The 23,755-nt window shown below is 64.8% G+C and carries 20 protein-coding genes and 2 tRNA genes; 15 read left to right on the forward strand and 7 right to left on the reverse strand.

What is annotated here, in order from left to right:
* Nucleotides 1-148: 148 nt before the first annotated feature.
* Nucleotides 149-703 (reverse strand): elongation factor P, encoded by a 555-nt coding sequence (gene efp, locus FHS28_RS00680; protein WP_058934835.1) that lies wholly within the window; start codon nucleotides 701-703, stop codon nucleotides 149-151.
* Nucleotides 704-877: 174 nt separating this feature from the next.
* Entirely contained in the window at nucleotides 878-2,185 is a 1,308-nt protein-coding gene (gene earP, locus FHS28_RS00685; protein WP_246409387.1) for an elongation factor P maturation arginine rhamnosyltransferase EarP, read from the reverse strand.
* 241 nt (nucleotides 2,186-2,426) lie between these two features.
* Between earP and uvrC the strand changes: the two genes are divergently transcribed.
* The 7 genes from uvrC to FHS28_RS00720 all read left to right on the forward strand — a co-directional run bounded on the left by uvrC (nucleotide 2,427) and on the right by FHS28_RS00720 (nucleotide 8,654).
* On the forward strand, nucleotides 2,427-4,475 hold the full coding sequence (gene uvrC, locus FHS28_RS00690) for an excinuclease ABC subunit UvrC (protein ID WP_088449769.1): 2,049 nt from the start codon (nucleotides 2,427-2,429) through the stop codon (nucleotides 4,473-4,475).
* A gap of 15 nt (nucleotides 4,476-4,490) precedes the next feature.
* Complete coding sequence (locus FHS28_RS00695; RefSeq protein WP_310736719.1) at nucleotides 4,491-5,096, forward strand: energy transducer TonB; 606 nt, start codon at nucleotides 4,491-4,493, stop codon at nucleotides 5,094-5,096.
* Between the two features lie 76 nt (nucleotides 5,097-5,172).
* The gene (gene pgsA / locus FHS28_RS00700; protein WP_088449539.1) at nucleotides 5,173-5,739 is read left to right on the forward strand and encodes a CDP-diacylglycerol--glycerol-3-phosphate 3-phosphatidyltransferase; all 567 of its coding nucleotides are present in this window, start codon (nucleotides 5,173-5,175) and stop codon (nucleotides 5,737-5,739) included.
* A gap of 200 nt (nucleotides 5,740-5,939) precedes the next feature.
* Entirely contained in the window at nucleotides 5,940-6,212 is a 273-nt protein-coding gene (locus FHS28_RS00705; RefSeq protein ID WP_088449538.1) for an HU family DNA-binding protein, read from the forward strand.
* A 137-nt stretch (nucleotides 6,213-6,349) separates the two neighbouring features.
* A tRNA-Val gene (locus tag FHS28_RS00710) sits at nucleotides 6,350-6,425 on the forward strand.
* 84 nt (nucleotides 6,426-6,509) lie between these two features.
* Nucleotides 6,510-8,441 (forward strand): peptidylprolyl isomerase, encoded by a 1,932-nt coding sequence (locus tag FHS28_RS00715; RefSeq protein ID WP_088449537.1) that lies wholly within the window; start codon nucleotides 6,510-6,512, stop codon nucleotides 8,439-8,441.
* 137 nt (nucleotides 8,442-8,578) lie between these two features.
* Nucleotides 8,579-8,654: transfer RNA gene (locus tag FHS28_RS00720), tRNA-His, on the forward strand.
* Nucleotides 8,655-8,888: 234 nt separating this feature from the next.
* On the opposite strand, the gene FHS28_RS00725 is transcribed toward FHS28_RS00720, so the two are convergent.
* The 4 genes from FHS28_RS00725 to FHS28_RS00740 all read right to left on the reverse strand — a co-directional run bounded on the left by FHS28_RS00725 (nucleotide 8,889) and on the right by FHS28_RS00740 (nucleotide 11,943).
* Complete coding sequence (locus FHS28_RS00725; RefSeq protein WP_184293933.1) at nucleotides 8,889-9,074, reverse strand: hypothetical protein; 186 nt, start codon at nucleotides 9,072-9,074, stop codon at nucleotides 8,889-8,891.
* A 299-nt stretch (nucleotides 9,075-9,373) separates the two neighbouring features.
* Complete coding sequence (locus tag FHS28_RS00730) at nucleotides 9,374-9,934, reverse strand: META domain-containing protein (RefSeq protein ID WP_088449536.1); 561 nt, start codon at nucleotides 9,932-9,934, stop codon at nucleotides 9,374-9,376.
* Nucleotides 9,935-10,090: 156 nt separating this feature from the next.
* Nucleotides 10,091-10,831, reverse strand: a complete 741-nt coding sequence (locus FHS28_RS00735; protein WP_088449535.1) for a LuxR C-terminal-related transcriptional regulator — start codon at nucleotides 10,829-10,831, stop codon at nucleotides 10,091-10,093.
* Nucleotides 10,832-10,962: 131 nt separating this feature from the next.
* A complete protein-coding gene (locus FHS28_RS00740) occupies nucleotides 10,963-11,943 on the reverse strand; it encodes an NADPH:quinone oxidoreductase family protein (protein WP_088449534.1) in 981 nt (326 codons plus the stop codon).
* A 150-nt stretch (nucleotides 11,944-12,093) separates the two neighbouring features.
* Between FHS28_RS00740 and surE the strand changes: the two genes are divergently transcribed.
* From surE to rlmD, 5 genes are all read left to right on the forward strand, one after another.
* The gene (surE, locus tag FHS28_RS00745; RefSeq protein ID WP_088449767.1) at nucleotides 12,094-12,849 is read left to right on the forward strand and encodes a 5'/3'-nucleotidase SurE; all 756 of its coding nucleotides are present in this window, start codon (nucleotides 12,094-12,096) and stop codon (nucleotides 12,847-12,849) included.
* The gene (locus tag FHS28_RS00750) at nucleotides 12,846-13,724 is read left to right on the forward strand and encodes a protein-L-isoaspartate(D-aspartate) O-methyltransferase (protein WP_088449533.1); all 879 of its coding nucleotides are present in this window, start codon (nucleotides 12,846-12,848) and stop codon (nucleotides 13,722-13,724) included. The genes surE and FHS28_RS00750 overlap by 4 nt, the downstream gene beginning before the upstream one ends.
* A gap of 49 nt (nucleotides 13,725-13,773) precedes the next feature.
* Nucleotides 13,774-14,703: a peptidoglycan DD-metalloendopeptidase family protein gene (locus FHS28_RS00755; RefSeq protein WP_088449532.1), complete on the forward strand. Its 930-nt coding sequence runs from the start codon at nucleotides 13,774-13,776 to the stop codon at nucleotides 14,701-14,703.
* Between the two features lie 353 nt (nucleotides 14,704-15,056).
* Entirely contained in the window at nucleotides 15,057-16,055 is a 999-nt protein-coding gene (gene rpoS, locus FHS28_RS00760; protein WP_088449766.1) for an RNA polymerase sigma factor RpoS, read from the forward strand.
* A 63-nt stretch (nucleotides 16,056-16,118) separates the two neighbouring features.
* Entirely contained in the window at nucleotides 16,119-17,483 is a 1,365-nt protein-coding gene (rlmD, locus tag FHS28_RS00765; RefSeq protein ID WP_088449531.1) for a 23S rRNA (uracil(1939)-C(5))-methyltransferase RlmD, read from the forward strand.
* Between the two features lie 332 nt (nucleotides 17,484-17,815).
* On the opposite strand, the gene FHS28_RS00770 is transcribed toward rlmD, so the two are convergent.
* Nucleotides 17,816-18,517, reverse strand: coding sequence for a Bax inhibitor-1/YccA family protein (locus tag FHS28_RS00770; RefSeq protein WP_088449530.1), 702 nt, complete (start codon nucleotides 18,515-18,517; stop codon nucleotides 17,816-17,818).
* A gap of 95 nt (nucleotides 18,518-18,612) precedes the next feature.
* Between FHS28_RS00770 and FHS28_RS00775 the strand changes: the two genes are divergently transcribed.
* The 3 genes from FHS28_RS00775 to carB all read left to right on the forward strand — a co-directional run bounded on the left by FHS28_RS00775 (nucleotide 18,613) and on the right by carB (nucleotide 23,722).
* Nucleotides 18,613-19,014 (forward strand): GlcG/HbpS family heme-binding protein, encoded by a 402-nt coding sequence (locus tag FHS28_RS00775; protein WP_088449529.1) that lies wholly within the window; start codon nucleotides 18,613-18,615, stop codon nucleotides 19,012-19,014.
* A gap of 268 nt (nucleotides 19,015-19,282) precedes the next feature.
* Entirely contained in the window at nucleotides 19,283-20,443 is a 1,161-nt protein-coding gene (carA, locus tag FHS28_RS00780) for a glutamine-hydrolyzing carbamoyl-phosphate synthase small subunit (RefSeq protein ID WP_088449528.1), read from the forward strand.
* A gap of 12 nt (nucleotides 20,444-20,455) precedes the next feature.
* On the forward strand, nucleotides 20,456-23,722 hold the full coding sequence (carB, locus tag FHS28_RS00785; protein WP_184293943.1) for a carbamoyl-phosphate synthase large subunit: 3,267 nt from the start codon (nucleotides 20,456-20,458) through the stop codon (nucleotides 23,720-23,722).
* The last annotated feature ends 33 nt before the right edge of the window (nucleotides 23,723-23,755 follow it).

The following is a 23,755-nucleotide window of genomic DNA, read 5'->3' on the forward strand; positions in this document are numbered from 1 at the left end:
ACTCCACCAGCGCGCCTTCCGCGTCGCCTCGGAGTCAGCGCGCCCGTCCGCATCAGCGTCCATCGGGCGCATAAAAAAAGCAGCCCGTGGGCTGCTTTTTTGTTGGACGCCGCCGCCGCGAAGCAGGGGTCCGGCGTGAGCACGGGGCTCAGACGCGCTTGCGGTATTCGTGCGTGCGGGTGTCGATTTCGATGTTGTCGCCCTGGGCCACGAAGATGGGCACGGGGATTTCGAAACCGGTGGAGATCTTGGCAGGCTTGAGCACCTTGCCCGACGTGTCGCCCTTGACGGCAGGTTCCGTCCAGGTCACTTCACGCACCACGCTGGTCGGCAGTTCCACCGAAATGGCCTTGCCGTCGTAGAACACCACTTCCACTTCCATGCCGTCTTGCAGGTAGTTGATGGCGTCGCCCATGTTCTCGGCTTCCACTTCGTACTGGTTGTACTCGGTGTCCATGAACACATACATCGGGTCGGCGAAGTAGGAGTAGGTGCACTCCTTCTTGTCCAGAATGATCTGGTCCATCTTGTCGTCGGCCTTGAAGACGACTTCCGTGCCCGAATTGTTCAGCAGGCTCTTCAGCTTCATACGGACCGTCGCGGCATTGCGGCCACCGCGGCTGTATTCCGTCTTCAGCACAACCATCGGGTCCTTGCCGTGCATGATCACGTTGCCGGCGCGAATTTCTTGAGCAATCTTCATGATGATTCCGGGATAGTTCCGGGACAGTCTCTGGGGTGCGCCTCAGGCTGTGCTCTGAAATGGCGAGATCCGAACTGCTCCGGCAGTGTGGGGCCGCTGGTATGGCTGCAGACCCGGATGCATGTGCAAACATGCGTCCAAAACTGGCGCCCAAGCGGCGAAAAGCCTCGCATTCTAGCCCGAAACCCCTGCCTTCCCCAACGCAAAGCCCATGAGCTGGGTGACGAGATCCGGTTGTTCCATCAATTTGGCACGCCAGTCCTGCGCCTGGCGGACCGCCAAATCCAGGAGGGCCCCGTCCGCCCAGTGCGCCGATGCCGGCACCGGCTCCACCAATCCACCCACCCCGTCCGACAAACCGTTCCAGGCGCGCGACAAACCTCGCCACGACGATTGCAGCGCAGCGGGTGCGCCGGCCAGCGATTGATCCAGGAAAGCCTCCAGTTTCGGACCGTGCGCGCCATCGTCCTGAAAATAGATCTGCCACAGCATCGGACGCCCCGCCCATTGGGCGCGGACAAAGGAATCTTCCCCGCGCACCAGATTTAGGTCGCACGACCAGAGCAGCCGGTCAAAGTCCGTCTGGCTCACATAGGGCAGGGCGATGCAGCGCTGGCCCGGACGCAGCCGCGGCGGCACCCGCTGCTGCGCGCTGCCCGGGCACAGCAGGAGCAACCATGCGCCGCCGAGATGCGCCAGGAACTCGTCCCAGGGCGCATGGGGATAGGTGAATGCGCACAGCACGCGTTCGCCGGCGTCCGGCGCCCATCCGCGCTCCCCAAGCCAGCTCCGGCCGTCATGCCGCGCCACGGCCTCCGCCAGCCCTGGCTCACGCAAGAGGCCGCCGGTATGGGCGGTGAATCCGGGGTAGAAGAACCACTTGTTCAAACCAGCTCCGCCACCGCTGAATTGCGGCGACTGCAGGCCATGGCTGCGCTCGACATAGCGCTCTGCGCTCAGGTATTCCAGATTGATCCAGACCGGGGGCACCTCACGCCTTGCCATGCGGGCCAGGTAGGCCTCGGGCAGCTCGCAGCCGAAGGTTTCGATCACCACGTCTGCAGGGGGCTCGGTATCGGACTCTGCCTCGGACCATGGCCGAACTGTCAGCCCGTCCACCGGGGTCGGCTGCATCCACCGGAGCCCCGACGGGTCGTCGCACCACATCCTGACCTGCACGCCCCGCGAAGCCAGATCGCGGCCGAGGCGCAGGCACACGCCCAGATCGCCGTGGTTGTCGATGACTCGACAGAACAGATCCCAGCGAGGCAGCGTTTGCACAGCCCGAACCCGAAGCGGGTCGGGCGTCGGGGCTGCAGCGTCGATGAGGACGCCAGGCGCACCGTTGTCAAGAGGCGTGACAGCAGCGGTCTCGTGAGCGGTCTCGTGAGCATTGTCGAGAGCGCTGGGGGATGAGGAAAAAGAGGTGGATTCTTGCGTCTCGGCCATCGGATGATTATCCGGCGGCACAATTCCGACCATGAGCACAATTCCGACCGACCCGGATCGCCCGGCGCCGGCTGTTGATCCCATCGAGGGTGGCCGCCCCGGCATCGCGAACAGCGTGAACAGCGCCAACAGCGCGCCAAGCCCGCAGGGCTCCGAAAGCACCGCAGAGCCGGCCGCCAGCGCATCCGCACCGTCCTCCCGCGACCGCCACGCCGAGACCTGGAACGAGCAGGGCCAGGCCATCGAAGCGGCCGAGGGCCAGCGCGTGCGCGACATGGAGCGCGCCGCCCGCGAGGTGCGGGACCGCGTGCTGGCCGAAGTCGCCGCCTTGCCGCAGCTGCCCGGCGTCTACCGCTATTTCGATGCGCAGGACCACGTGCTGTACGTGGGCAAGGCCAAGAACCTGAAGCGCCGCGTCTCGAGCTACTTCCAGAAGGACCACGGCGGCACCCGCATCGGCATGATGATCGCCCGCATCGCGCGCCTGGAAACCACGGTCGTGCGGACCGAGGCCGAAGCGCTGCTGCTGGAAAACAACCTGATCAAGGCGCTGAATCCGCGCTTCAACATCCTGTTCCGGGATGACAAGAGCTATCCGTACCTGCGGCTTTCAGGACATCAGTGGCCGCGGATCAGCTATTACCGCGGCGCCGTCGACCGACGCCATCGCTACTTCGGGCCGTTTCCCAGCGCCTGGGCGGTGAAGGAATCCATCCAGCTGCTGCAGAAGGTGTTCCGGCTGCGCACCTGTGAGGACACCGTCTTCAATAACCGCAGCCGTCCCTGCCTGCTTTATCAAATCCACCGCTGCTCCGGACCCTGCGTGCCGGAAGGGCAGTCGGAGGACTACGCCCGCAATGTGAGCCATGCGGAGCGCTTCCTGCTGGGCGAGACCCAGGAGGTGATGGACGGCCTGCAGGCGCAGATGATGGCCCACGCCGAACGCATGCAATACGAGCAGGCGGCGGAGCTGCGCAACCAGATCTCCGCGCTGTCCAAGGTGCTGCAGCAGCAGGCGGTGGATGAAAACAGCGCCACCGGGCGCGATCGGGATGTCGACATTCTGGTCGTGCGCCTTCAGGGCGGAAGGGCGTGCGTCAACCTGGCGATGGTCCGCGGCGGCCGGCATCTGGGCGACCGCGCCTACTTCCCGAAGCATGTGGAGGACGCGACGGCGGTGTCACTGCTGGAGGACGATGATCCGGTCGAGCTGGATGAAGGGGCTGAGCTGCCGCAAGCCGATCTGGCAGAGACGGCTGCGATACCCGCCACACCGGCTACACCGGCGACATCGGCTGCATCGGCCACACCCGCCGACCCGACCGTCAGTGAGCCCGCAGCTCCCCGCCGTGTGCCCCCCAGCGCCGAGCGTCAGGTGTTGGAAGCCTTCATTGCCCAGCACTACCTGGAAGCACCGGTGCCATCCCTGCTGGTGCTCTCCCATCCGGTGGACCCGGCCCTGGCCGAAGCCCTCAGCGCACAGGCCGGCTACCGCGTCACCACGCAGGCCCAGCCCCGTGGCCAGCGGCGCATCTGGCAGGAGATGTGCGCCAAGGGTGCAGAGCTCGCACTGGCGCGCCTGTTGTCCGAGGAAGGCTCCCAGCAGGCGCGCACCCGCGCTCTGGTCGATGCGCTGGATCTGAGCATCACCGAGCTGGACAAGTTCCGCGTCGAATGCTTCGACATCAGCCACACGGCGGGTGAAGCCACACAGGCCTCCTGCGTGGTGTTTGAAGGCCATCAGATGCAGAGCGGCCAGTACCGCCGCTTCAACATCGACGGCATCACCCCGGGCGACGATTACGCCGCCATGCGCCAGGTGCTGACACGTCGTTACAGCCGCATGGCCGAAGCTGCTCAGAATGGCACCGGACGCCTGCCCGATCTGGTGCTGGTGGACGGCGGCAAAGGCCAGGTGTCCATGGCCCGTGAAGTATTCGTGGAACTGGGCCTGGATCTGTCGCTGATCGTCGGCGTGGAGAAGGGCGAAGGCCGTAAGGTCGGTCTGGAAGAGCTGGTGTTTGCCGATGGACGGGAGAAGGTCTATCTGGGCCGCGACTCCGCCGCGCTGATGCTGGTGGCGCAGATTCGCGACGAAGCCCACCGCTTTGCCATTACCGGCATGCGGGCCAAGCGCGCCTCGGTGCGGACCGGTGCCTCGCGGCTGGAAGACGTGCCGGGCGTGGGTCCGAAGAAGCGGGCGCAATTGCTGCAACGCTTCGGCGGTGTCCGCGGCGTGGCGGGTGCCAGCATTGAAGAGCTGTCCAGTGTGAAGGGCGTGTCCCGGGAGCTGGCCGAAGAGATTTACCGTGCCTTGCACTGAAAAGCAAAGATGCCTGTGTCGACATTGACTGTGAACAACGTGAGCCGGGCCGCCGGCGCCGTGCGGCAAGGGCTGCGATGGGCCGCCGTGATCGGTGCGGGCGTGCTGATGGCGGGATGCGGCGGCGGTCCGTCGCAACGCGGATCCGAGGCGGCGCCGTCAGCGGCCAGTGTGCGCCCGGCGCCGACCGTGTCGCCGGCTTCTCCGACTTCTCCGCTCGCGCCGTCTCCCGGTTCCTCGCCCGAGTCGCCCGCGTCGCTGCTGAACGCCCAGGGGCGGCTGGAGCCGCCGCATGCGGTGTCCAGCCATGAAGAGCTTCGCCATCAGGCCGCGCTGCGGCTGGTGGCCGCCAACCCGGACGCCACCTACATGGGGGAGGTACCTGCGGTGCTGCTGGCCATTCCGGTGCTGGAAATTGAACTGAATCGCGACGGGTCGGTACGAAACATCCGCGTCCTGCGCCGTCCGGGTCAGGCCGTGGACACCATTGAACTGGCCATGGCGGCGGTGCGCCGTGCCGCGCCGTATGGGGACGTCAGCCACCTGCCGCACCCCTGGAAGTTCAACGAAGTCTTCCTCTTCAACAACGACCGCCGGTTCAAGCCCCGGACGCTGGACTGAGCGCCACAGGAATTCATTGCATCCAAACCTGCAAGATCGGGGCGAACACCCCCAAAAGGTGGGCACAATCCCACCCATGTTCCTGACCCTGCCAACCCTGTTGACCTGGGCCCGCATCGTGGCCATTCCACTGATCGTGGGGCTGTTCCATCTTCAGATGACGCCCGCGCATCAGAACCTGGTGGCCACGGTGCTCTTCATCCTGGTGGCGCTGACCGATTGGGCGGACGGATACCTGGCCCGCAAGCTCAACCAGACCTCGTCCTTCGGTGCCTTCCTGGATCCGGTGGCGGACAAGTTTCTGGTCTGTGCGGCCTTGCTGGTGCTGCTGGAGCAGCAGCGGGTGGATGCGCTGGTGGCGCTGGTGATCGTGGGTCGGGAGATCGCGATCTCGGCCTTGCGAGAGTGGATGGCACAGATCGGTGCGTCGCGTTCGGTGGCGGTCCACATGCTGGGCAAGCTCAAGACGACGGTGCAGATGGTGGCCATTCCCTTCCTGCTGTATGACGGCGTCGTGTTCGGCCTCATCAATACCCGCCTGTGGGGCACGTGGCTGATTTACCTGGCTGCGGTGCTGACCATCTGGTCGATGGTCTATTACCTGCAAAAAGCGCTTCCCGAAATTCGCGCAAAAGTACGCTGAGCGCCTGTCTTCCTGGATGCCTTCCCTTTGTATCGGGACTTTTCCCTGATCGGGTCCGCAGGTGAATCCGTCTAGAATCCGCTTCCCGCGCTCACTCGGGGAAAGCCTTGTTTTCCCCCTGTGCCGCGCAGCCGGATCGGGTCGTGCGGAGGCCGCCAGGGTGGCGTCCCCCGCGTTGAAACCATAGAGGGGGTACCTTCGTGAACAAGTCCGAATTGATCGAGCACATTGCCAAGCAGGCGGATATTTCCAAAGCCGCCGCGGGGCGTGCGCTGGAAGCGGTGATCGGCGGTGTCAAAACCACGCTGAAGAAAAACGGCACGGTGTCGCTGGTGGGCTTTGGCACCTTCAGTGTGAGCAAGCGTGCTGCGCGCAGCGGGCGCAATCCGCGCACGGGCGATGCAATCAAGATCAAGTCGGCGAAGGTTCCGAAGTTCCGTCCCGGCAAGGCCCTCAAGGACGCGGTGAACTGATCGATTCGTCGATCCTGCATTCACGGTTTGACATGCGATTTACTTCGACAGGTCAGGCCGTTCTTCTCTGAAGCCCTCCAGATTCTGGTAGGCTTCGGCCCCCAGGCTGGTTTTTGCCGGTCTGGAATCGATTCCTCGGGCGCTTAGCTCAGTTGGTAGAGCGGCTCCTTTACACGGAGTAGGTCGGCGGTTCGAGACCGTCAGCGCCCACCAATCCCGAGGCTAGACTGCCGCAGCGCAAAGGCGAACCGAGGTTCGCCTTTGTCGTATGTGCGCAAGGCTCATCTGAGGTTGTTGATGTTTGATTTCGTTCGCAAGCACACGCGACTGTTCCAGTTCCTGCTGCTGATTGTGATCCTCCCATCCTTCGTGTTGGTGGGCGTCGAGGGCTACAGCCGTTTCATGGACGGCAGCAATTCGGCCGTGGCCGCGGTGGGAGATCGCAAGATCAGCCAGACCGAGTGGGATGCCGCCTTGCGGGACCAGCAGGAGCGCATGCGCCAGCAGTCCCCCAATGTCGATCCCAAGCTGTTCGACACGCCCGAGATGCGTCGCCAGGTGCTGGAGACGCTGCTGCGGGACCGCGTGCTGGCGGTGGCAGTCGAGAAGGAGCATCGCAGTCTGAACGACCAGCAGGTGGTCAGCCTCATCCGCAACGACCCGCAGCTCTCCTTCCTCTACGACGAGTCCGGCAAGCTCCGCAAGGAAATGCTGTCGGCGATGGGGTTGACGGCGGAAGGTCTGCTGGTGCGCGTGCGCCAGGGCGCGCTGAGCGCGCAGGTGATGGGCCCGCTGGCCGAGAGCGCGTTGACGAATCAGTCGAGCGCCAATATCGCTTTCGATGCGCTGCTGCAGCAGCGTGAAGTGCAGATCCAGCGCTTTGACGTCCGTGAGTTTGCGGCTTCGCTGACCCCGACGGATGCCGATCTCGAAGCGTTCTACAAAGACCCGAAGGTCTCGGCCAGGTTCGTGCAGCCCGAGACGGCTGACATCGAATATGTGGTGCTGGACCAGTCTGCGCTGGGCAGCACCGTCACGGTGAATCCGGCGGACGTCGAGGGTTACTACAAGCAGAACGAAAAGAACTTCAAGGCGCCGGAAGAACGTCGTGCCAGCCACATCCTGGTGAAGATGACGCCGGACATGTCGGCGGCTGACAAGGAGAAGGCCAAGGCCAAGGCGGAATCGCTGCTGGCGGAGGCCAAGAAGAATCCGGACGGCTTTGCAGAACTGGCCAAGAAGAATTCGGACGACCCGGGCTCTGCCGCCCGCGGCGGTGACCTGGACTTCTTCGGTGAAGGTGCCATGGTCAAGCCGTTCCAGGACGCGGCCTTCTCGATGAAGGAAGGCGACATCAGCAATCTGGTGCAGTCGGACTTCGGCTATCACATCATCAAGCTGACCGGCATTCGCGGCGGCAAGCTGCGTCCGCTGGAAGAAGTGCGCCCCGAGATCGAGGCGGCTCTGCGCAAGGATCTCGCGCAAAAGCGCTACAGCGAGTCGGCGGAAGACTTCGGCAATCTGGTCTATGAACAGAGCGACAGCCTCAAGCCGGCTGCCGACAAGTTCAAGCTGACCATTCAGAAGGCCACCGTGCAGCGCAAGCCGGCTGCGAATGCCACCGGCGTGCTGGCGTCGAGCAAGCTGCTGGATGCCGTGTTCAGCAGCGATACGCTGAACAACAAGCGCAATACCGCTGCGGTCGACACCGGCTCCAGCCAACTGGTCTCGGCCCGTGTGGTCGCGCATCATCCGAGCACCACGCCGGCCCTGGCTGACGTGAAGGCCGCCGTGTCCGCGGCCTGGGTGCAGCAGCGTGCCAAGGAAGCCGCCGTGAAGGCTGGCCAGCAGCGTCTGGCCGAGCTGCAAAAGGGTGGCGACACCAAGGGCCTGGGTGAGCCGGTGGTGGTGTCTCGCGCCAAGCCGGAAGCGCTGCAGGGCAAGGCGCTGGAGCAGGTGCTGCGTGCGGATACTTCGAAGCTGCCGGCTTATGTGGGTGTGGATGCGGTGGAAGGTCAGTATCTGGTGGTGCGCATCAACAAGGTGATGCCGCGTGACCCGTCGCTGATTGATCCCAAGCGCGCTGCGGACCAATATGCCCAGACCTGGGCGGCGGCTGAGTTGATGAGTGTCTACAACTCGCTGAAGACGGAATACAAGGCGGCCATCAAGCCCGCGGTTCAGAAGTCGCTGGCGGCTTCCGCCGCGAGTTCTTCGCCGGCGCCGTAAAGGTCGGAAGGGGGGTCAGGCGGGGCGATGATTTGATAATCGCCCGCATGACCCTTCGGGCTCAGAAAATTTTCAAGAAATCTTCGAAAGAAGCTTCCTGTACTGAGAAATCTGAGCCATAATCTAACTCTTCGACGGTGGCTGTAGCTCAGTTGGTAGAGTCCCAGATTGTGATTCTGGTCGTCGTGGGTTCGAGTCCCATCAGCCACCCCAACGAATTTGGCAGTAATGCCCTGAACGCCGACAAGATGAAAGTCTTGTCGGCGTTTTCGTTGGTGCCTTAGGGTTGGTGCCTTAGGGTTGGTGCCTTAGGGGTAGGCAAGAGGCGCCACCTCGCATGAGGAATGGCGCTCGGAGCGCTGCGACAAAATCGGGTGCAACGTGTGGCGCACCAAAAGAGAAAGCCCGCACTTGGCGGGCTATTCATGAAGGATCAAGAAGGGTCGTTCATCGGCGAGCCACAACGACACCTGAGATGTCATCCTCGAGTACACCCTCCAAGCGCTTACGCAGCTCAGAAAGGGTTGTGCGCTGACGAGAGAGAACGCGTGCACGCGCTTCATCGAGCAGCACGACGGCCGTCGGCTCACGTTTAGGCTTCCGATTCGTGGTCTTCTTCGTCGCGATGTTCATGGTCTTCTCCACTGCGCGATTGGATCACCATCGCGCGAAGCCTCTTCTCAGAGGTAGTCAAATCGTACCTTGGCTCGACTGGCTTCACCCCGACAGCGCACGCGTCTCCATCACCTGCATGCGTTGCAGCAAACGCTCGTCGCTGTGGGAACCCAGCCGCCACATCGCTGCGAAGCCGGTGACGAACACCAGCAGCATCAGCGATAACGCGAAACGGGTGAACTGCGACTTGCTTGGGCCGTCAGCGATGCACGACTCCCCCGCACGGCGAGGGTAGTAGTGGACTGAACGCGCCGGGTTCAGCGCTGGGCTTCCTGGGTCTTCACCGGCGCCAGTCGCGCCACGATGTTGCCGCTCTCGTCGACCAGGGTCAGCCGATGCGGCTCCGTGCGGACCGACCGCGTGGCCTGCATCGCTGCACGCCAGCCGCGAGACACCGAGTCCCCATCGCCCGGGCAGGCCATGCGGGTGGAGGCGCCGCCGGCTTCGTCAAAGCGCAGCGCAGAGGGTACGTCCGAAGCCGGCTTCAGCGGTGTCCGATAGCGATTGCAGCCATCGGTGCCGGAGGCGACACCGTCGTCGATGCGAAGCGTCGGCCGCGGTCCCGTCGCCGGCAACTCGGCGCCATTGATTGCAGTCACCACCCATTCCTGCTGATCCCACCGCGCCGTGTGGGGCAGGCTGCCCGCCGGAGTCGTGGGCTCGGCGGGACCGTTGGCGCAAGCGCTCAGGCCAACGACCATCGCGGTGGCCATCACCGCCATCCAGGGATGGCGACGCAGGCCTGAACGCGCCACAGGCGCGCCCACGACCTGCGCGGCGGACGAAGAGAAGGGAAGGGCTTCTGGCAATGTTGTCATGCGTCTGCTCCAGGTTCGTTCGATCCGAAGGGATCGGTTTGAACCCAGCTTAGCCCAAGGTGGGGGAGCCTTGCCGCTGACAAGGGCATGTGTACCCCGAATGGGAGAGCGGCGAGTGGGCAGGCGAGACGGCGCGTCAACGCCAGTCCGAGGTGCTCAGACCAGCCCTTGTTTGCTCGCCAGCACCGCCGCTTCCGCGCGGCTGGACACATTGAGCTTCTTGTAGATGCTCTTGATGTGGTCGTTGACGGTGAACCACTTGATGCCCATCAGGTTGGCGATTTCCTTGATGGTGAAGCCTTTGCTCAGGTAGGTCAGCACCTCGTTCTCACGCGGGGTGAGCCGCTCCCATTCCGGCAGCGGATCCAGCGTGACCCCGCGGCCGCTGGGCGTCGCGCTGGAGGTGAGGTTGCCAAAGCCGGAGTTCAGACCCATCGGACCCGAATCCCCGCTGGAGCCCGGCCGGAAGTGCGAGAGCAGCCGCCGCGCAATGGCCGGTGACAGCGGCGGCTGTCCGCGCACGATGCGCTGCAGCTCTTCCACCAGTACCTCGAACCGGTCTTCCTTCAGCAGATAACCATCCGCGCCGCGCTGCAGGGCGGGGAAGAGGTGATCGTCATCGGAATAAAGCGTGGTGACGATCTTGACCGCCGGCCGGTTGGCCAGCTCGCCCAGGAACTCCATGCCGTTGCCGTCCGGCAGTTCCAGGTCGATCAGGATCAGCTTGAAGCCCGGCCCGCCGGGCTCGGCATCCGCCCGCGCCAGTTGCTGACGAGCCCCCTCCAGATCGCCGGCTTCGGTAATCTCCATACCGTCGCTGAAGCTCTCGCGCACGACCCGGCAGAGGAAGCTGCGGGCTACCGGGTTGTCTTCGACGATGAGAACTTTGACGGCCATGGGAATGCGTGAGCTTGAGCCTTGGCATCCTATCGCACGCGCTGGGGCCCCACGCCCCCGCGAAGAGGGTGGGCCCCGGCTTTTTTATGGGGCAGTGGGTGTCAACCGTACCCCTTGCAGCCGGATTGACCTCAGGTACGGTTCACCACGACCAGCTTGCCGACCACCGCGCGGCCACTCATGCGGGCGAAGGCCTGCGGCAGGTCCTCCATCGGCAGCACCTGATCGATGACCGGTTTGATCTTGCCCTGGGCATACCAGGTGGCCAGCGCCTTCATCATCTCCGCATTGCGCTGGGGCTCCCGCTTGGCGAACTCCCCCCAGAAGACGCCGACGATGGAGGCGCCCTTGAGCAGCGCCAGATTGAGCGGCAGCGATGGAATCTGGCCCTGTGCAAAGCCCACCACCAGATAACGACCCCGCCAGGCGATGGAGCGGAAGGCGGCCTCGGCCAGATCGCCGCCGACCGGGTCGTAGATCACGTCGGGGCCGCGGCCTTCGGTCAGCGTCTTGATCTCGTCCCGTAGCGACTGGCTGCCGTAGTTGATGGTGGCGTCGGCGCCCAGTTCCTTGCAGCGGGCGCATTTCGCATCGGTCGAGGCGGCGGCAATGATGCGTGCGCCGGCCGCCTTCGCAATCTGGATGGCGGCGGTGCCCACACCGCCGGCCGCACCAAGAATCAGCACCGTCTCACCGGGCTGCAGGCCCGCACGGTCCATCAGCGCATGGTGGCTGGTGGCATAGGTGCAGATGAACGCGGCCGCATCCTCGAAGGGGAAACCCGCCGGCAGTGGCATCGCCAGCGCCGCCGGCACCACTGCCTCGGTGGCGAAGCCGCCGGTGCCGGTGAAGGCGGCCACCGTGTCGCCGGGTTTGAAGCCGGTCACACCGTCGCCCACCGCTTCCACCACACCCGCGAATTCCGTCCCCGGCACGAACGGAAGGGGCGGCTTCATCTGATACTTGTTCTGGATGATCAGCAGGTCCGGAAAGTTCAGGCTGGCGGCGCGGATGCCCACCCGCAGCTGACCGGGTCCCGGCTGCGCCTGGGGTAGGTCCTTCCATTGCAGGGCTTCGACCCCCGTCGGGTTTTCGCACAGCCAGGCCTTCATATCGGTTGCTCCTTGCACTTGTGGGTCAGCGGCGCGCCGGCACCTCGCGGGGCGGGCGTCAGGGCGCTGGATGAGGAAAGGTCAGTCGATGATAGGGAGGCCTCGCAGGGCGCTGCGTCCCACAGGTGACGTCTGCCTACAATGCGGTTCATGCGCATACTTATCGCCAACGACGACGGATACCTCGCCCCTGGTCTGCACGCGCTGGTGCGTGCCTGCGAAGGGCTGGGGCAGATTGAGGTGATTGCCCCTGAGCAAAACGCCAGCGGCACTTCGAATTCTTTGACGCTGACCCGACCGCTGTCGGTGTTCACCGCGGCCAACGGCTTCCGCTATGTCAACGGGACGCCCTCGGACTGCGTCCATCTGGCCCTGACCGGGCTGCTGGACTACCGTCCGGACCTGGTGCTCTCCGGCATCAACAATGGCGCCAACATGGGCGATGACACGCTCTACTCCGGCACGGTGGCCGCCGCCACGGAAGGCTATCTCTTCGGCATTCCCTCGATCGCGTTCTCGCAGGTCGAGAAGGGATGGGGTCACCTCGATGCCGCCGCGGCCATGGCCCGCCAGCTGGTGCAGGAGGTGATTGCCGGCGGACTGGGGAATCCCTTCCTGCTGAGCGTGAACATCCCGAATCGCTCGGATGCCGCGCAGCTCCCCCGTCAGGTCACCCGGCTGGGCCGCCGTCATGCCAGTGAGGCCACCATCCAGCAGCGCAGCCCCCGCGGCGAGATGATCTACTGGATCGGTCCCGCCGGTGATGCCCGCGAAGCCGGGGAGGGCACCGATTTTCACGCCACGGCCAATGGCCATGTGTCGATCACGCCCCTGCAGGTGGACCTGACCGAGCACGCCACCCTGGGCGCCTGGCGTCAACGCCTGAAGTTGAACGGCGCGGCATGAGCGACTCGCCGCCGCGCGCCAAGCGGTTCCCGCTGTCGCTGCACCAGCTGGGGACCGCGCCCAAGGGAAGCGCCGGGCCTGCCGGGGCGGGCAAGGCGTCTGCGGCGCCCGCAGTGGCGCCAGCGTCCGCACGCGAGCCGCTCAAGCCGCAGGGGCATTGGCAGCAGGCGGCGGCGCTCAAGGCCAGGACCCTGCCGCCCAGCGGCCTGGGGCTGGACTCTGCCGGCGTTCGCCAGCGCATGGTGCAGCGGCTGCGGCGCGAAGGGCTGTCGGACGAGCGCGTCCTGAACGCCCTGGCCACCGTGCCACGTCATGAATTCGTGGACACGGCCCTGGCCATTCAGGCTTACGAGGACACCAGCCTGCCCATCGGCCATGGCCAGACCATCTCCAAACCGTCAGTGGTGGGCCGGATGATGGCGCTGATGCTGGCTGCCCCAGGGGCGCAGGCCCGCGGCGACCTGGGCAAGGTGCTGGAAATTGGCACCGGTTGCGGTTATCAGGCCGCCCTGCTGATGCAGGTGGCGCGCCACGTCGTGTCGGTGGAACGTCTCAAACCGTTGCACGACAAGGCCAGCGGGCACCTCGTCGGTTACAACCGGGTCCGTCTTGTTTATGGGGATGGCATGCTGGGCCACGGCCCTTCCGCGCCCTACGACAGCATCATCTCCGCTGCCGGCGGTGACGACATTCCGCAGGCCTGGCTCGACCAGCTTGCGCCCGGTGGCCGCCTGGTGGCGCCGATGACCGCCCCAAGCGGTCGCGGGCAGGTGCTGGTGCTGATCGATCACCTGCGCGATGCACAGGGATCCCGCTTTGTGCGCAGCTTGCATGAGCCCGTCCTCTTCGTGCCCCTAAAATCGGGCGTCATGTAACCGGTAGACAACTCCGGCTACAGCGTTCTGTAACGACAAACAAAAGCGCATGCAACATCTTCATCGTCTTCCGCTTGTAGGGATCTCCGTGCTGTTGCTGGCGCTGGTCGGGTGTACCGTCCCGCCGCATCGCGCGCCGGTGGAGGAACGCACCGTGGGCAAACCGCCCGCGCCCACGACCTCCGCGCCAGCCGCCACGCCGGTTGCCGAGCCGCCCAAGCCCCTGCCGGGTGCCGAGAATGCCGGCAAGCCGGGCTACTACACCGTCAAGCCCGGTGACACGCTGATCCGCATTGCCCTGGACAACGGCCAGTCCTGGCGCGAACTGGCGCGCTGGAACGGCATGGACAACCCCAACATCATCGAAGTGGGTCAGGTGTTGCGGGTGGTGCCGCCGGGTGTGGATGCCAGTTCGGTGAGTACCCGTCCGCTGGCTTCCGCCCGGGTGGAAAGCCGTCCGCTGGACGGCAAGGCTCCCGCAGTGACGCCGTCGGCCACCACCGCCAGCGGTGCCTCCGCACCGTCCGGCGCCACCAGCGGCGCGGTGGCGTCCAGCAGCCCGACAGGGGTGGTGGCGTCGGCTCCGACCGCCCCCGTCATCAAGGACGACGACGACATCAGCTGGGGCTGGCCCGCCGCAGGTCAGGTGGTAGCAGGCTTTGACGAAGTTCGCAACAAGGGTTTGGCGTTTGCGGGCAAGGCCGGGGACCCAGTCTTCGCGGCAGCCGATGGCCGCGTGATGTACGCGGGTGCGGGCTTGCGCGGATACGGCAACATGATCATCATCAAGCACAGCACGAACTATCTGACGGCTTACGCACACAACCAGACTTTGCTGGTGAAGGAAGATCAAGTCGTGCGCAAGGGTCAGAAGATCGCTGAGATGGGTGATACCGACACGGACCGGGTCAAGCTGCACTTTGAGGTGCGCAAGCAGGGCAAGCCAATCGATCCTGCCAAGCTGTTGCCCAACCGTTAGCAGGCGCTGAAAGGAGGCGCCGCGACATGAGTCAACGCGCCGCCTCAAGGGATGGGCATGACTTGCCCAACCTGTCCGCAGGCCAGGAAGCTGGCCGCTTTGCCATGCCGCCTTCGTTGGCGGCGCGCCCGCCCTCCGGGATGGAGGGCGCGCGCCTGACGGATGTCCCGGACATCAACGACAGGCGCCCTCCCGACGATGTCGTCGATGCGCCGGACCTCGAAGGCGACGGCGATGCCCACAGCGAGCCCGAAGACGTCGCCGTTGAGCTGCTGGAAGTCGGTGATGACAGCGTCGAGCCGCCGCCGGACGTCGTCGACGATGCCGACCTTCTGCTGGTGGCGGATGCCGACATGGACGTGCTCGCGGGCGACGCGGGCGATGTCGGCGAGGTGGTCGATGGCACCGCCGATCCGGCCGATGCGGATGCACCCGACGCGCCCGACGCGCCCGAGCAGGGTCGCGCCAGCCAGCCCCTGCTGGCACCGATGGAAGGGGGCGATCCCGGCAATGCGCTGCAGGCCTATCTGCGCGACATCCGACGCACGCCGCTGCTGACGCCGCAGCAGGAATTCGAGACCGCCACCCGGGCCCGTGCTGGCGACTTTGAAGCGCGCCAGGCCATGATCGAGCACAACCTGCGGCTGGTGGTCAGCATTGCCAAGAACTACCTGGGCCGGGGGCTGCCGATGAGTGATCTCATTGAGGAAGGCAACCTCGGGTTGATGCATGCCATTGGAAAGTTCGAGCCTGAACGGGGTTTCCGGTTTTCGACCTACGCCAGCTGGTGGATCCGCCAGGCGGTGGAACGGGCCTTGATGCACCAGGCACGGCTGGTTCGGCTGCCGGTGCACATCGTGCGGGAGCTGAATCAGGTGCTCAAGGCGCGGCGCTCGCTGGAGGCCTTGTCGGCGGGGCAGGGCGGTGAATCCCAGGTGCGGGACGAAGACATTGCGCGGGCGCTGGGAAGGCCGGTGGAAGAGATTGCGGCCTTGCTCGCCTATGCCGAACTGCCCAGCTCACTCGATTCGCCGGTGGACCGCAACGGCGAGGGCGGCGAGTCGATGCTGGACCTGGTGGCGGATGAACAGGCGATGGACCCGGCGGGCCTGCGGCTGACGCATGAACTTGAAGGGCTGCTGATGGCGGGACTGGCGTCGCTGAGCGACCGGGAGCGCGAGGTGCTCGCCGGCCGGTATGGCCTGGCGGACCGAGAGCCGGAGACGCTGGATGTGCTGGCGGTGCGGCTGGGGCTGACGCGGGAGCGGATCCGGCAGATCCAGATCGAGGCGCAGGCCAAGCTCAAGCGCAACATGCTGAGGCAAGGCATCAACCGCGACTCCATCTTCTGATTTCTTCGCGGGATGCGCGGCGCGTGGCTGGCCTCTGACGGCCATGCCAGATAATGCGCGGTTATGACTGATGTTTCCGAATGGCTGAAGGTCGAATCGCTGGACCTTGAAGCGCAGGGCGTGGCCCATAACAGCGAAGGCAAGGTCGTTTTCATCGAAGGCGCGCTGCCGGGTGAAGAGGTGCAGGTCAGCGTCGGCCGCAAGAAGAACAACTGGGAGCAGGCGGCTCTGGTGGCGATGCGTCGCGAGAGTTCGCAGCGGGTGCGCCCGGTCTGTCCTCATTTTGGTCTGCATGCGGGGGCGTGCGGGGGCTGCAAGATGCAGCACCTGCATCCGGGGGCGCAGGTGGCGGTCAAGCAGCGTGTGCTGGAAGACAACCTGTGGCATCTGGGCAAGGTGAAGGCCGAGTCCTTGCTGCGTCCGATTGAGGGGCCGGCGACGGGGTATCGGTATCGTGCCCGTTTGTCGGTGCGCTACGTGCCGAAGAAGGGGCATGTGCTGGTGGGTTTCCACGAGCGCAAGAGCCGCTACATCGCCGACATGCAGGTCTGCAAGGTGTTGCCGGAGCGGGTGAGCGACATGCTGATGCCGCTGCGCGAGCTGGTGGGCTCGATGGAGGCGCGGGATCGCCTGCCGCAGATCGAGCTGGCCATTGGTGACAGCAGTGGGGTGCAGGTGATTGCGCTGGTGCTGCGTCACCTGGAGCCGCTGAGTGCGGGCGACGTGGACAAGCTGCGCGCCTTTGCTGCGGAGTATGGGGTTCAGTGGTGGCTGCAGCCCAAGGGGCCGGAGACGGTGCACCTGCTGGACACGGGCGGCCCTGAGCTGGCGTACACGCTTCCTGAGTTTGGTGTGGTGATGCCCTTCAAGCCGACGGACTTCACGCAGGTCAATCACCACATCAACACGGTGCTGGTGGGGCGTGCGCTGCGCTTGCTGGGCGTTCAGCCGCAGGAGCGGATCATTGACTGGTTCTGCGGCCTGGGCAACTTCACCTTGCCGCTGGCGACGCAGGCCCGCGAGGTGCTGGGCATTGAGGGCAGCGAAGCGTTGGTGCAGCGTTCACGGGAGAACGCGGAGCGCAATGGTTTGAGCCACAAGGCGTCCTTCGTGGCCCGCAACCTGTTTGACATGACGCCGCAGCTGCTGGCTGCAGATGGCAATGCTGACCGCTGGCTGGTGGACCCACCGCGCGAGGGTGCTTTCGCATTGGCGAAGGCTCTGGCGGACCTGGTGCAAGACCCGTCGCTGGCGCCGGGTTATGTCCCCCCGAAGCGCATCGTGTACGTCTCCTGCAACCCTGCCACCCTGGCCCGCGATGCGGGGCTGCTGGTCAACGTGGCGGGATACCGCTGCGTCAATGCGGGTGCGGTGAACATGTTCCCGCACACGGCGCACGTCGAGAGCATTGCCGTCTTCGAACGCTGACCAACCGGCTCCGGGCTCCTCCCGGCGCCCACAACGAAAAATGGGCCCCATGGGCCCATTGTCATGCCGCACCGCTCACGCCGCCGACCAAGGGTGGCCGCTGAGTGTGGCACGTTGAAACACGCTGGCCGCCACTGCCTCCAGCAAAAGAAATGGGCCCGAGGGCCCATTGTCATTGCCGTACCGCTCACGCCGCCGACCAAGGGTGGCCGCTGGGTGTGGAGCGTCGAGACAGTCTTGCTGCCACCCGCCCCCAGCCGAAGTCTGGAGATCCGGCTTTGCCGGGCTCCGACTTGCCCCCTTGGGGGGCGCGCGTCAGCGCGTAGGGGGGGTCAATCCCGTTCACCGCCAAAGATGCCGAGGAGCGACAGCAGGGCCTGGAACACGTTGTAGATGTCCAGGTAGATCGCCAGCGTGGCGCTGATGTAGTTGGTCTCACCGCCATCCAGGATGCGCTTCACATCCACCAGCATGAACGCCGAGAACACGCCCAGCACGCCCACCAGCATCGTCAGCATCAGCGCGGACGACTGCAGGAAGATGTTGGCAATGCCCGCGATCATCAAGATCACCGCGCCCACAAACAGGAACTTCGCCAGGCCCGACAGATCCCGCTTCACCACCGTCGCCAGCGACGCCATGGCCAGGAAGATGGCCGCGGTACCGCCAAACGCCGTCATGATCAGCGACGGACCATTCGAGAAGCCCAGCACCGCCGACACCAGGCGCGACAGCATCAGGCCCATGAAGAAGGTGAAGCCCAGCAGGAAGGCTACGCCCCAGCCGGAGTTCTTATTCTTCTCCACCAGGAACATCAGGCCGATGGCGCCGGCAAAGAAGATCAGGCTGGTCAGACCATGACGCATGCCTTCGAAGAGGTGGGTCTGAACCCCCAGCCAGGCGCCCAGCACCGTCGGAATCAGCGAGACGGCCAGCAGCAGATAGGTGTTGCGCAGCACCCGCTGACGGTCCACCGCCAGTGATGCGTAGCCACCGAACGAGCCCGGTTGCTCTTGCAGACCTTGGTTGTTCATCTGAACCTCCATGAAAAAGAAACTGTTGTGATTGTAGGGCGGGGCGCCAGCTTGGCTAAAGTGGCAACTCCCCCGTTCACCTCTACCATAACACCATGAAGCAAAAGCCCTACCTGAGCCTGGAAGACGTCAAGCGCATCGCCGCCGCCGCCGAGGCTGAGGCTGCCAAACACCAGTGGGCCGTGACCATCGCCATCGTGGATGACGGCGGTCATCTGCTGTGGCTGCAGCGTCACGACGGTGCCGCCGCCAGCTCTGCGGTGATCGCACCGGCGAAGGCCAAGGTTGCCGCCATGGGTCGTCGCGAATCCAAGGTGTATGAAGACATCGTCAACAACGGCCGGGCCGCCTTCCTCAGCGTGCCTCTGGAAGGCATGCTCGAAGGCGGTGTGCCGGTCGTCGTGGACGGCCACTGCATCGGCGCCGTCGGCGTGAGTGGCGTCAAGTCCGCCGAGGATGCGCAAGTGGCGAAGGCTGGCATCGCCGCGTTGGGCTGATCGCTTGGATCCCCGAGGTGGTGCGGGTCGACACCCGCCCACCTTGCACGGTTTCGTTTGCGCAAATGTGGTCGGTGTATACCCTGGCAGGCTATACTTAGCAGGTTTACCCGCAACCTACCGCGCCTCGCACACTTCACCCCTCGCAAGGAATCACTCTTTCTGGATTGACCTCTTCGCAGCCGACCTGTGAGCCGCTGACATTGCGCTCCCTGGCTGCACCGAGGCTGGAGCAGAGCTGGGCGCGCGCATAACAACGGAGTTACCCGTGCTGCCCGATCTGCTTTCCACCCCCCCAGCGATCCTCGCCTTGGCAGACGGCACGGTCTTCAAGGGTTCCGCGCTCGGCGCCGCCGGCCGGACCGTTGGTGAAGTGGTGTTCAACACCTCGCTCACCGGCTACCAAGAAATCCTCACCGACCCCAGCTATTGCCGCCAGATCGTCACCCTGACGTATCCGCATATCGGCAACTATGGCGTCAATGACGAGGACGTCGAGGCCACGAAGATCCATGCCGCAGGCCTGATCATCAAAGAGGCGCCCGTCCTCGACTCCAACTTCCGCAAGACCCGCAGCCTGCGCCAGTACCTGCAGGACGAAGGCACGGTCGCCATCGCCGACATCGACACCCGCCGCCTCACCCGCGTGCTGCGTGAAAAGGGTGCCCAGAACGGCTGCATCCTGGCGTTGAAGGCCGGCGAGCAGATCACCGATGCGCTGATCCAGGAAGCCATCGCCCTGGCCAAGGGCGCGCCCAGCATGGCCGGCCTGGACCTGGCCAAGGTTGTCAGCCGCACCGAGCGCGAGACCTGGACCGAAACCGAATGGGTGCTCGGCAAGGGCTACGGCGAGCAGACCACCCCGCGCTTCCATGTGGTCGCCTACGACTTCGGCGTCAAGAGCAACATCCTGCGCATGCTGGCCTCGCGCGGCTGCCGCATCACCATTGTGCCGGCGCAGACCCCGGCCTCCGAGGTCTTCGACCTGGAACCCGATGGTGTCTTCCTCTCCAACGGCCCTGGCGATCCGGAACCCTGCGACTACGCCATCAAGGCCACGGCACAGCTGATCGAAGCGGGCATCCCCACCTTCGGCATCTGCCTGGGTCACCAGATCATGGCGCTGGCCTCCGGCGCCAAGACCTTCAAGATGAAGTTCGGCCACCATGGCGCGAACCATCCGGTCAAGGACCTGGACAACGGCCGCGTCAGCATCACCAGCCAGAACCACGGCTTTGCGGTCGATCCCGACACGCTGCCGTCGAACCTGCGCGCCACCCATGTCAGCCTGTTCGACGGCACGCTGCAAGGCCTGGCCCGTACCGACAAGCCGGCGTTCTGCTTCCAGGGCCACCCGGAAGCCAGCCCCGGCCCGCATGACATTTCCTATCTTTTTGACCGCTTCATCGGTCTGATGTCCAAGGCCTGATGGAGACCCGCAATGCCAAAACGTTCTGACATTCAAAGCATCCTGATCATCGGCGCGGGCCCGATCATCATCGGCCAGGCCTGCGAGTTCGATTACTCCGGCGCCCAGGCGTGCAAGGCCCTTCGTGAAGAAGGCTACAAGGTCATTCTGGTCAACAGCAATCCGGCGACCATCATGACCGACCCGGACACCGCCGATGTGACCTACATCGAGCCCATCACCTGGCAGGTGGTCGAGAAGATCATCGCCAAGGAGCGTCCGGATGCGATCCTGCCCACCATGGGCGGCCAGACCGCGCTGAACTGCGCCCTGGACCTGCACAAGCATGGCGTGCTGGAGAAGTACCAGGTCGAGATGATCGGCGCCAACGAGAAGGCCATCGAGAAGGCGGAAGACCGCCTGAAGTTCAAGGACGCGATGACCAAGATCGGCCTGGACTCGGCCAAGTCCGGCATCGCCCACTCGCTGGAAGAAGCCTGGGCGGTGCAAAAGCGCATCCAGGCGGACATCGGCGGCAGCGGCTTCCCCATGGTGATCCGTCCCAGCTTCACCCTGGGCGGTTCGGGCGGCGGCATTGCCTACAACCCCGAGGAATTCGAAGACATCTGCAAGCGCGGTCTGGACCTGTCGCCGACCAACGAGCTGCTGATTGAAGAATCGCTGATCGGCTGGAAGGAATACGAGATGGAAGTGGTCCGCGACAAGGCGGACAACTGCATCATCGTGTGCTCGATCGAAAACCTGGATCCGATGGGCATCCATACGGGTGACTCGATCACCGTGGCTCCCGCACAGACGCTGACCGACAAGGAATACCAGCTGCTGCGCAATGCCTCCATCGCCATCCTGCGCGAAATCGGCGTGGACACCGGCGGCTCCAACGTGCAGTTCTCGATCAATCCGGACAACGGCCGGATGATCGTGATCGAGATGAATCCCCGTGTGTCGCGCTCGTCGGCCCTGGCCTCCAAGGCCACCGGCTTCCCGATCGCCAAGATCGCCGCCAAGCTGGCGGTCGGCTACACCCTGGACGAGCTGCGCAACGACATCACCGGCGGCATCACCCCGGCGTCGTTCGAACCCAGCATCGATTACGTGGTCACCAAGATCCCGCGTTTTGCCTTCGAGAAGTTCCCGATGGCCGACTCGCACCTGACGACCCAGATGAAGTCGGTGGGCGAAGTGATGGCCATGGGCCGGAGCTTCCAGGAGTCGTTCCAGAAGGCCCTGCGAGGCCTGGAAACCGGCATCGACGGCCTGACCGAACGCAGCACCGATCGTGAAGAGATCGTGCAGGAAATTGGCGAGGCCGGTCCGGAGCGCATCCTCTTCCTCGGCGACGCCTTCCGCGTCGGCATGACGCTGGACGAAGTCTACGAAGAGACCGCCGTCGATCCGTGGTTCCTGGCCCAGATCGAACAGCTGGTGAAGATCGAGCAGAGCCTGAAGGGTCGTGCGCTGGATTCGCTCAGTGCCGACGAATTGCGCCTGCTGAAGAAGAAGGGCTTTTCCGACAAGCGGCTGGCCAAGCTGCTGGGGACGAATCAGCATGAGGTCCGCAAGGCCCGCCATGCGCTGAATGTGCGCCCGGTCTACAAGCGGGTGGACACCTGCGCCGCCGAATTCGCGACGCAGACGGCCTACATGTACTCGACCTATGACGAGGAGTGCGAGGCCAACCCGACCGACAAGAAGAAGATCATGGTGCTGGGTGGTGGCCCGAACCGGATCGGTCAGGGCATCGAGTTCGACTATTGCTGCGTCCATGCGGCCCTGGCGATGCGCGAAGACGGCTACGAGACCATCATGGTCAACTGCAATCCGGAAACCGTCTCCACCGATTACGACACCTCCGACCGCCTCTACTTCGAGCCGGTGACGCTGGAAGACGTGCTGGAAATCGTGGCGAAGGAAAAGCCGGTCGGCGTGATCGTGCAGTATGGCGGCCAGACGCCGCTGAAGCTGGCGCTGGACCTGGAAGCCAATGGCGTGCCCATCATCGGGACGAGCCCGGACTCCATCGACATGGCCGAAGACCGCGAGCGCTTCCAGCAGCTGCTGCACACGCTGGGTCTGAAGCAGCCGCCCAACCGCACCGCCCGCAATGAAGATCAGGCGGTGGCGCTGGCCAACGAGATCGGTTATCCGCTGGTGGTGCGCCCGAGCTATGTGCTGGGCGGCCGCGCGATGGAAATCGTGCACGGCGACAAGGACCTGGAGCGCTACATGCGCGAAGCGGTGCGGGTCTCCGAGAAGTCCCCGGTGCTGCTGGACCGCTTCCTGGAAGATGCGGTGGAAGTCGACGTCGATTGCATCTGCGACGGCGAAGACGTGATGATCGGCGGCATCATGGAGCACATCGAGGCGGCCGGCATCCACTCCGGTGACTCGGCGTGCTCGCTGCCTCCGTACACCTTGTCCCAGGAACTGCAGGAAGAGCTGCGTCGTCAGACCGCCGCCATGGCGCGTGCGCTGAAGGTGGTCGGCCTGATGAACGTGCAGTTCGCCATCCAGGGCGACGTGACCCAGGGCCTGGCGGACAACACGGTGTACGTGCTGGAAGTGAATCCCCGCGCGTCCCGCACGGTGCCGTTCGTTTCCAAGGCCACCAGCCAGCCCCTGGCCAAGATCGCGGCCCGCTGCATGGCCGGCACGAAGCTCAAGGACCAGAAGGCCGCCGGGGGCAAGCCGCCGGTGGAGATCCAGCCGCCGTATTACTCGGTCAAGGAAGCCGTCTTCCCGTTCAACAAGTTCCCTGGCGTGGACCCGATCCTCAGCCCGGAAATGCGTTCGACCGGCGAAGTGATGGGCGCCGGCCGGACCTTCGGCGAAGCCATGCTGAAGAGCCAGCTGGGCGCCGGTTCGCGCCTGCCGCGTCAGGGCAATGTGCTGATCACGGTGAAGAACAGCGACAAGGAGCGCGCCGTGGCACTGGCCCGCGACCTGGTGGCGCTGGGCTTTGGCGTGGTGGCCACCAAGGGCACGGCGGCGTCGATCGCCGACGCCGGCATTCCGGTGCGGGTGGTCAACAAGGTCAAGGACGGCCGTCCGCACATCGTGGACATGATCAAGGGCGGCGACATCCAGCTGGTGTTCACCACCGTGGATGAAACCCGCGCCGCGATCGCCGACAGCCGCCACATCCGTCAGGCCGCCCTGGCCAACCGTGTGACCTACTACACCACCATGGCCGGTTGCGAAGCCGCCGTGGAGGGCATGAAGCACAAGGACGGTCTACTGGTGCAATCGCTGCAGGAACTGCACGCCGAACTGCATTAAACTGGTGCTATCCATTCCGCCGCCGCTGCTCAG

It is taken from the genome of Roseateles terrae (assembly GCF_014192155.1).
In the GTDB taxonomy this organism is placed as follows: domain Bacteria; phylum Pseudomonadota; class Gammaproteobacteria; order Burkholderiales; family Burkholderiaceae_C; genus Roseateles; species Roseateles terrae.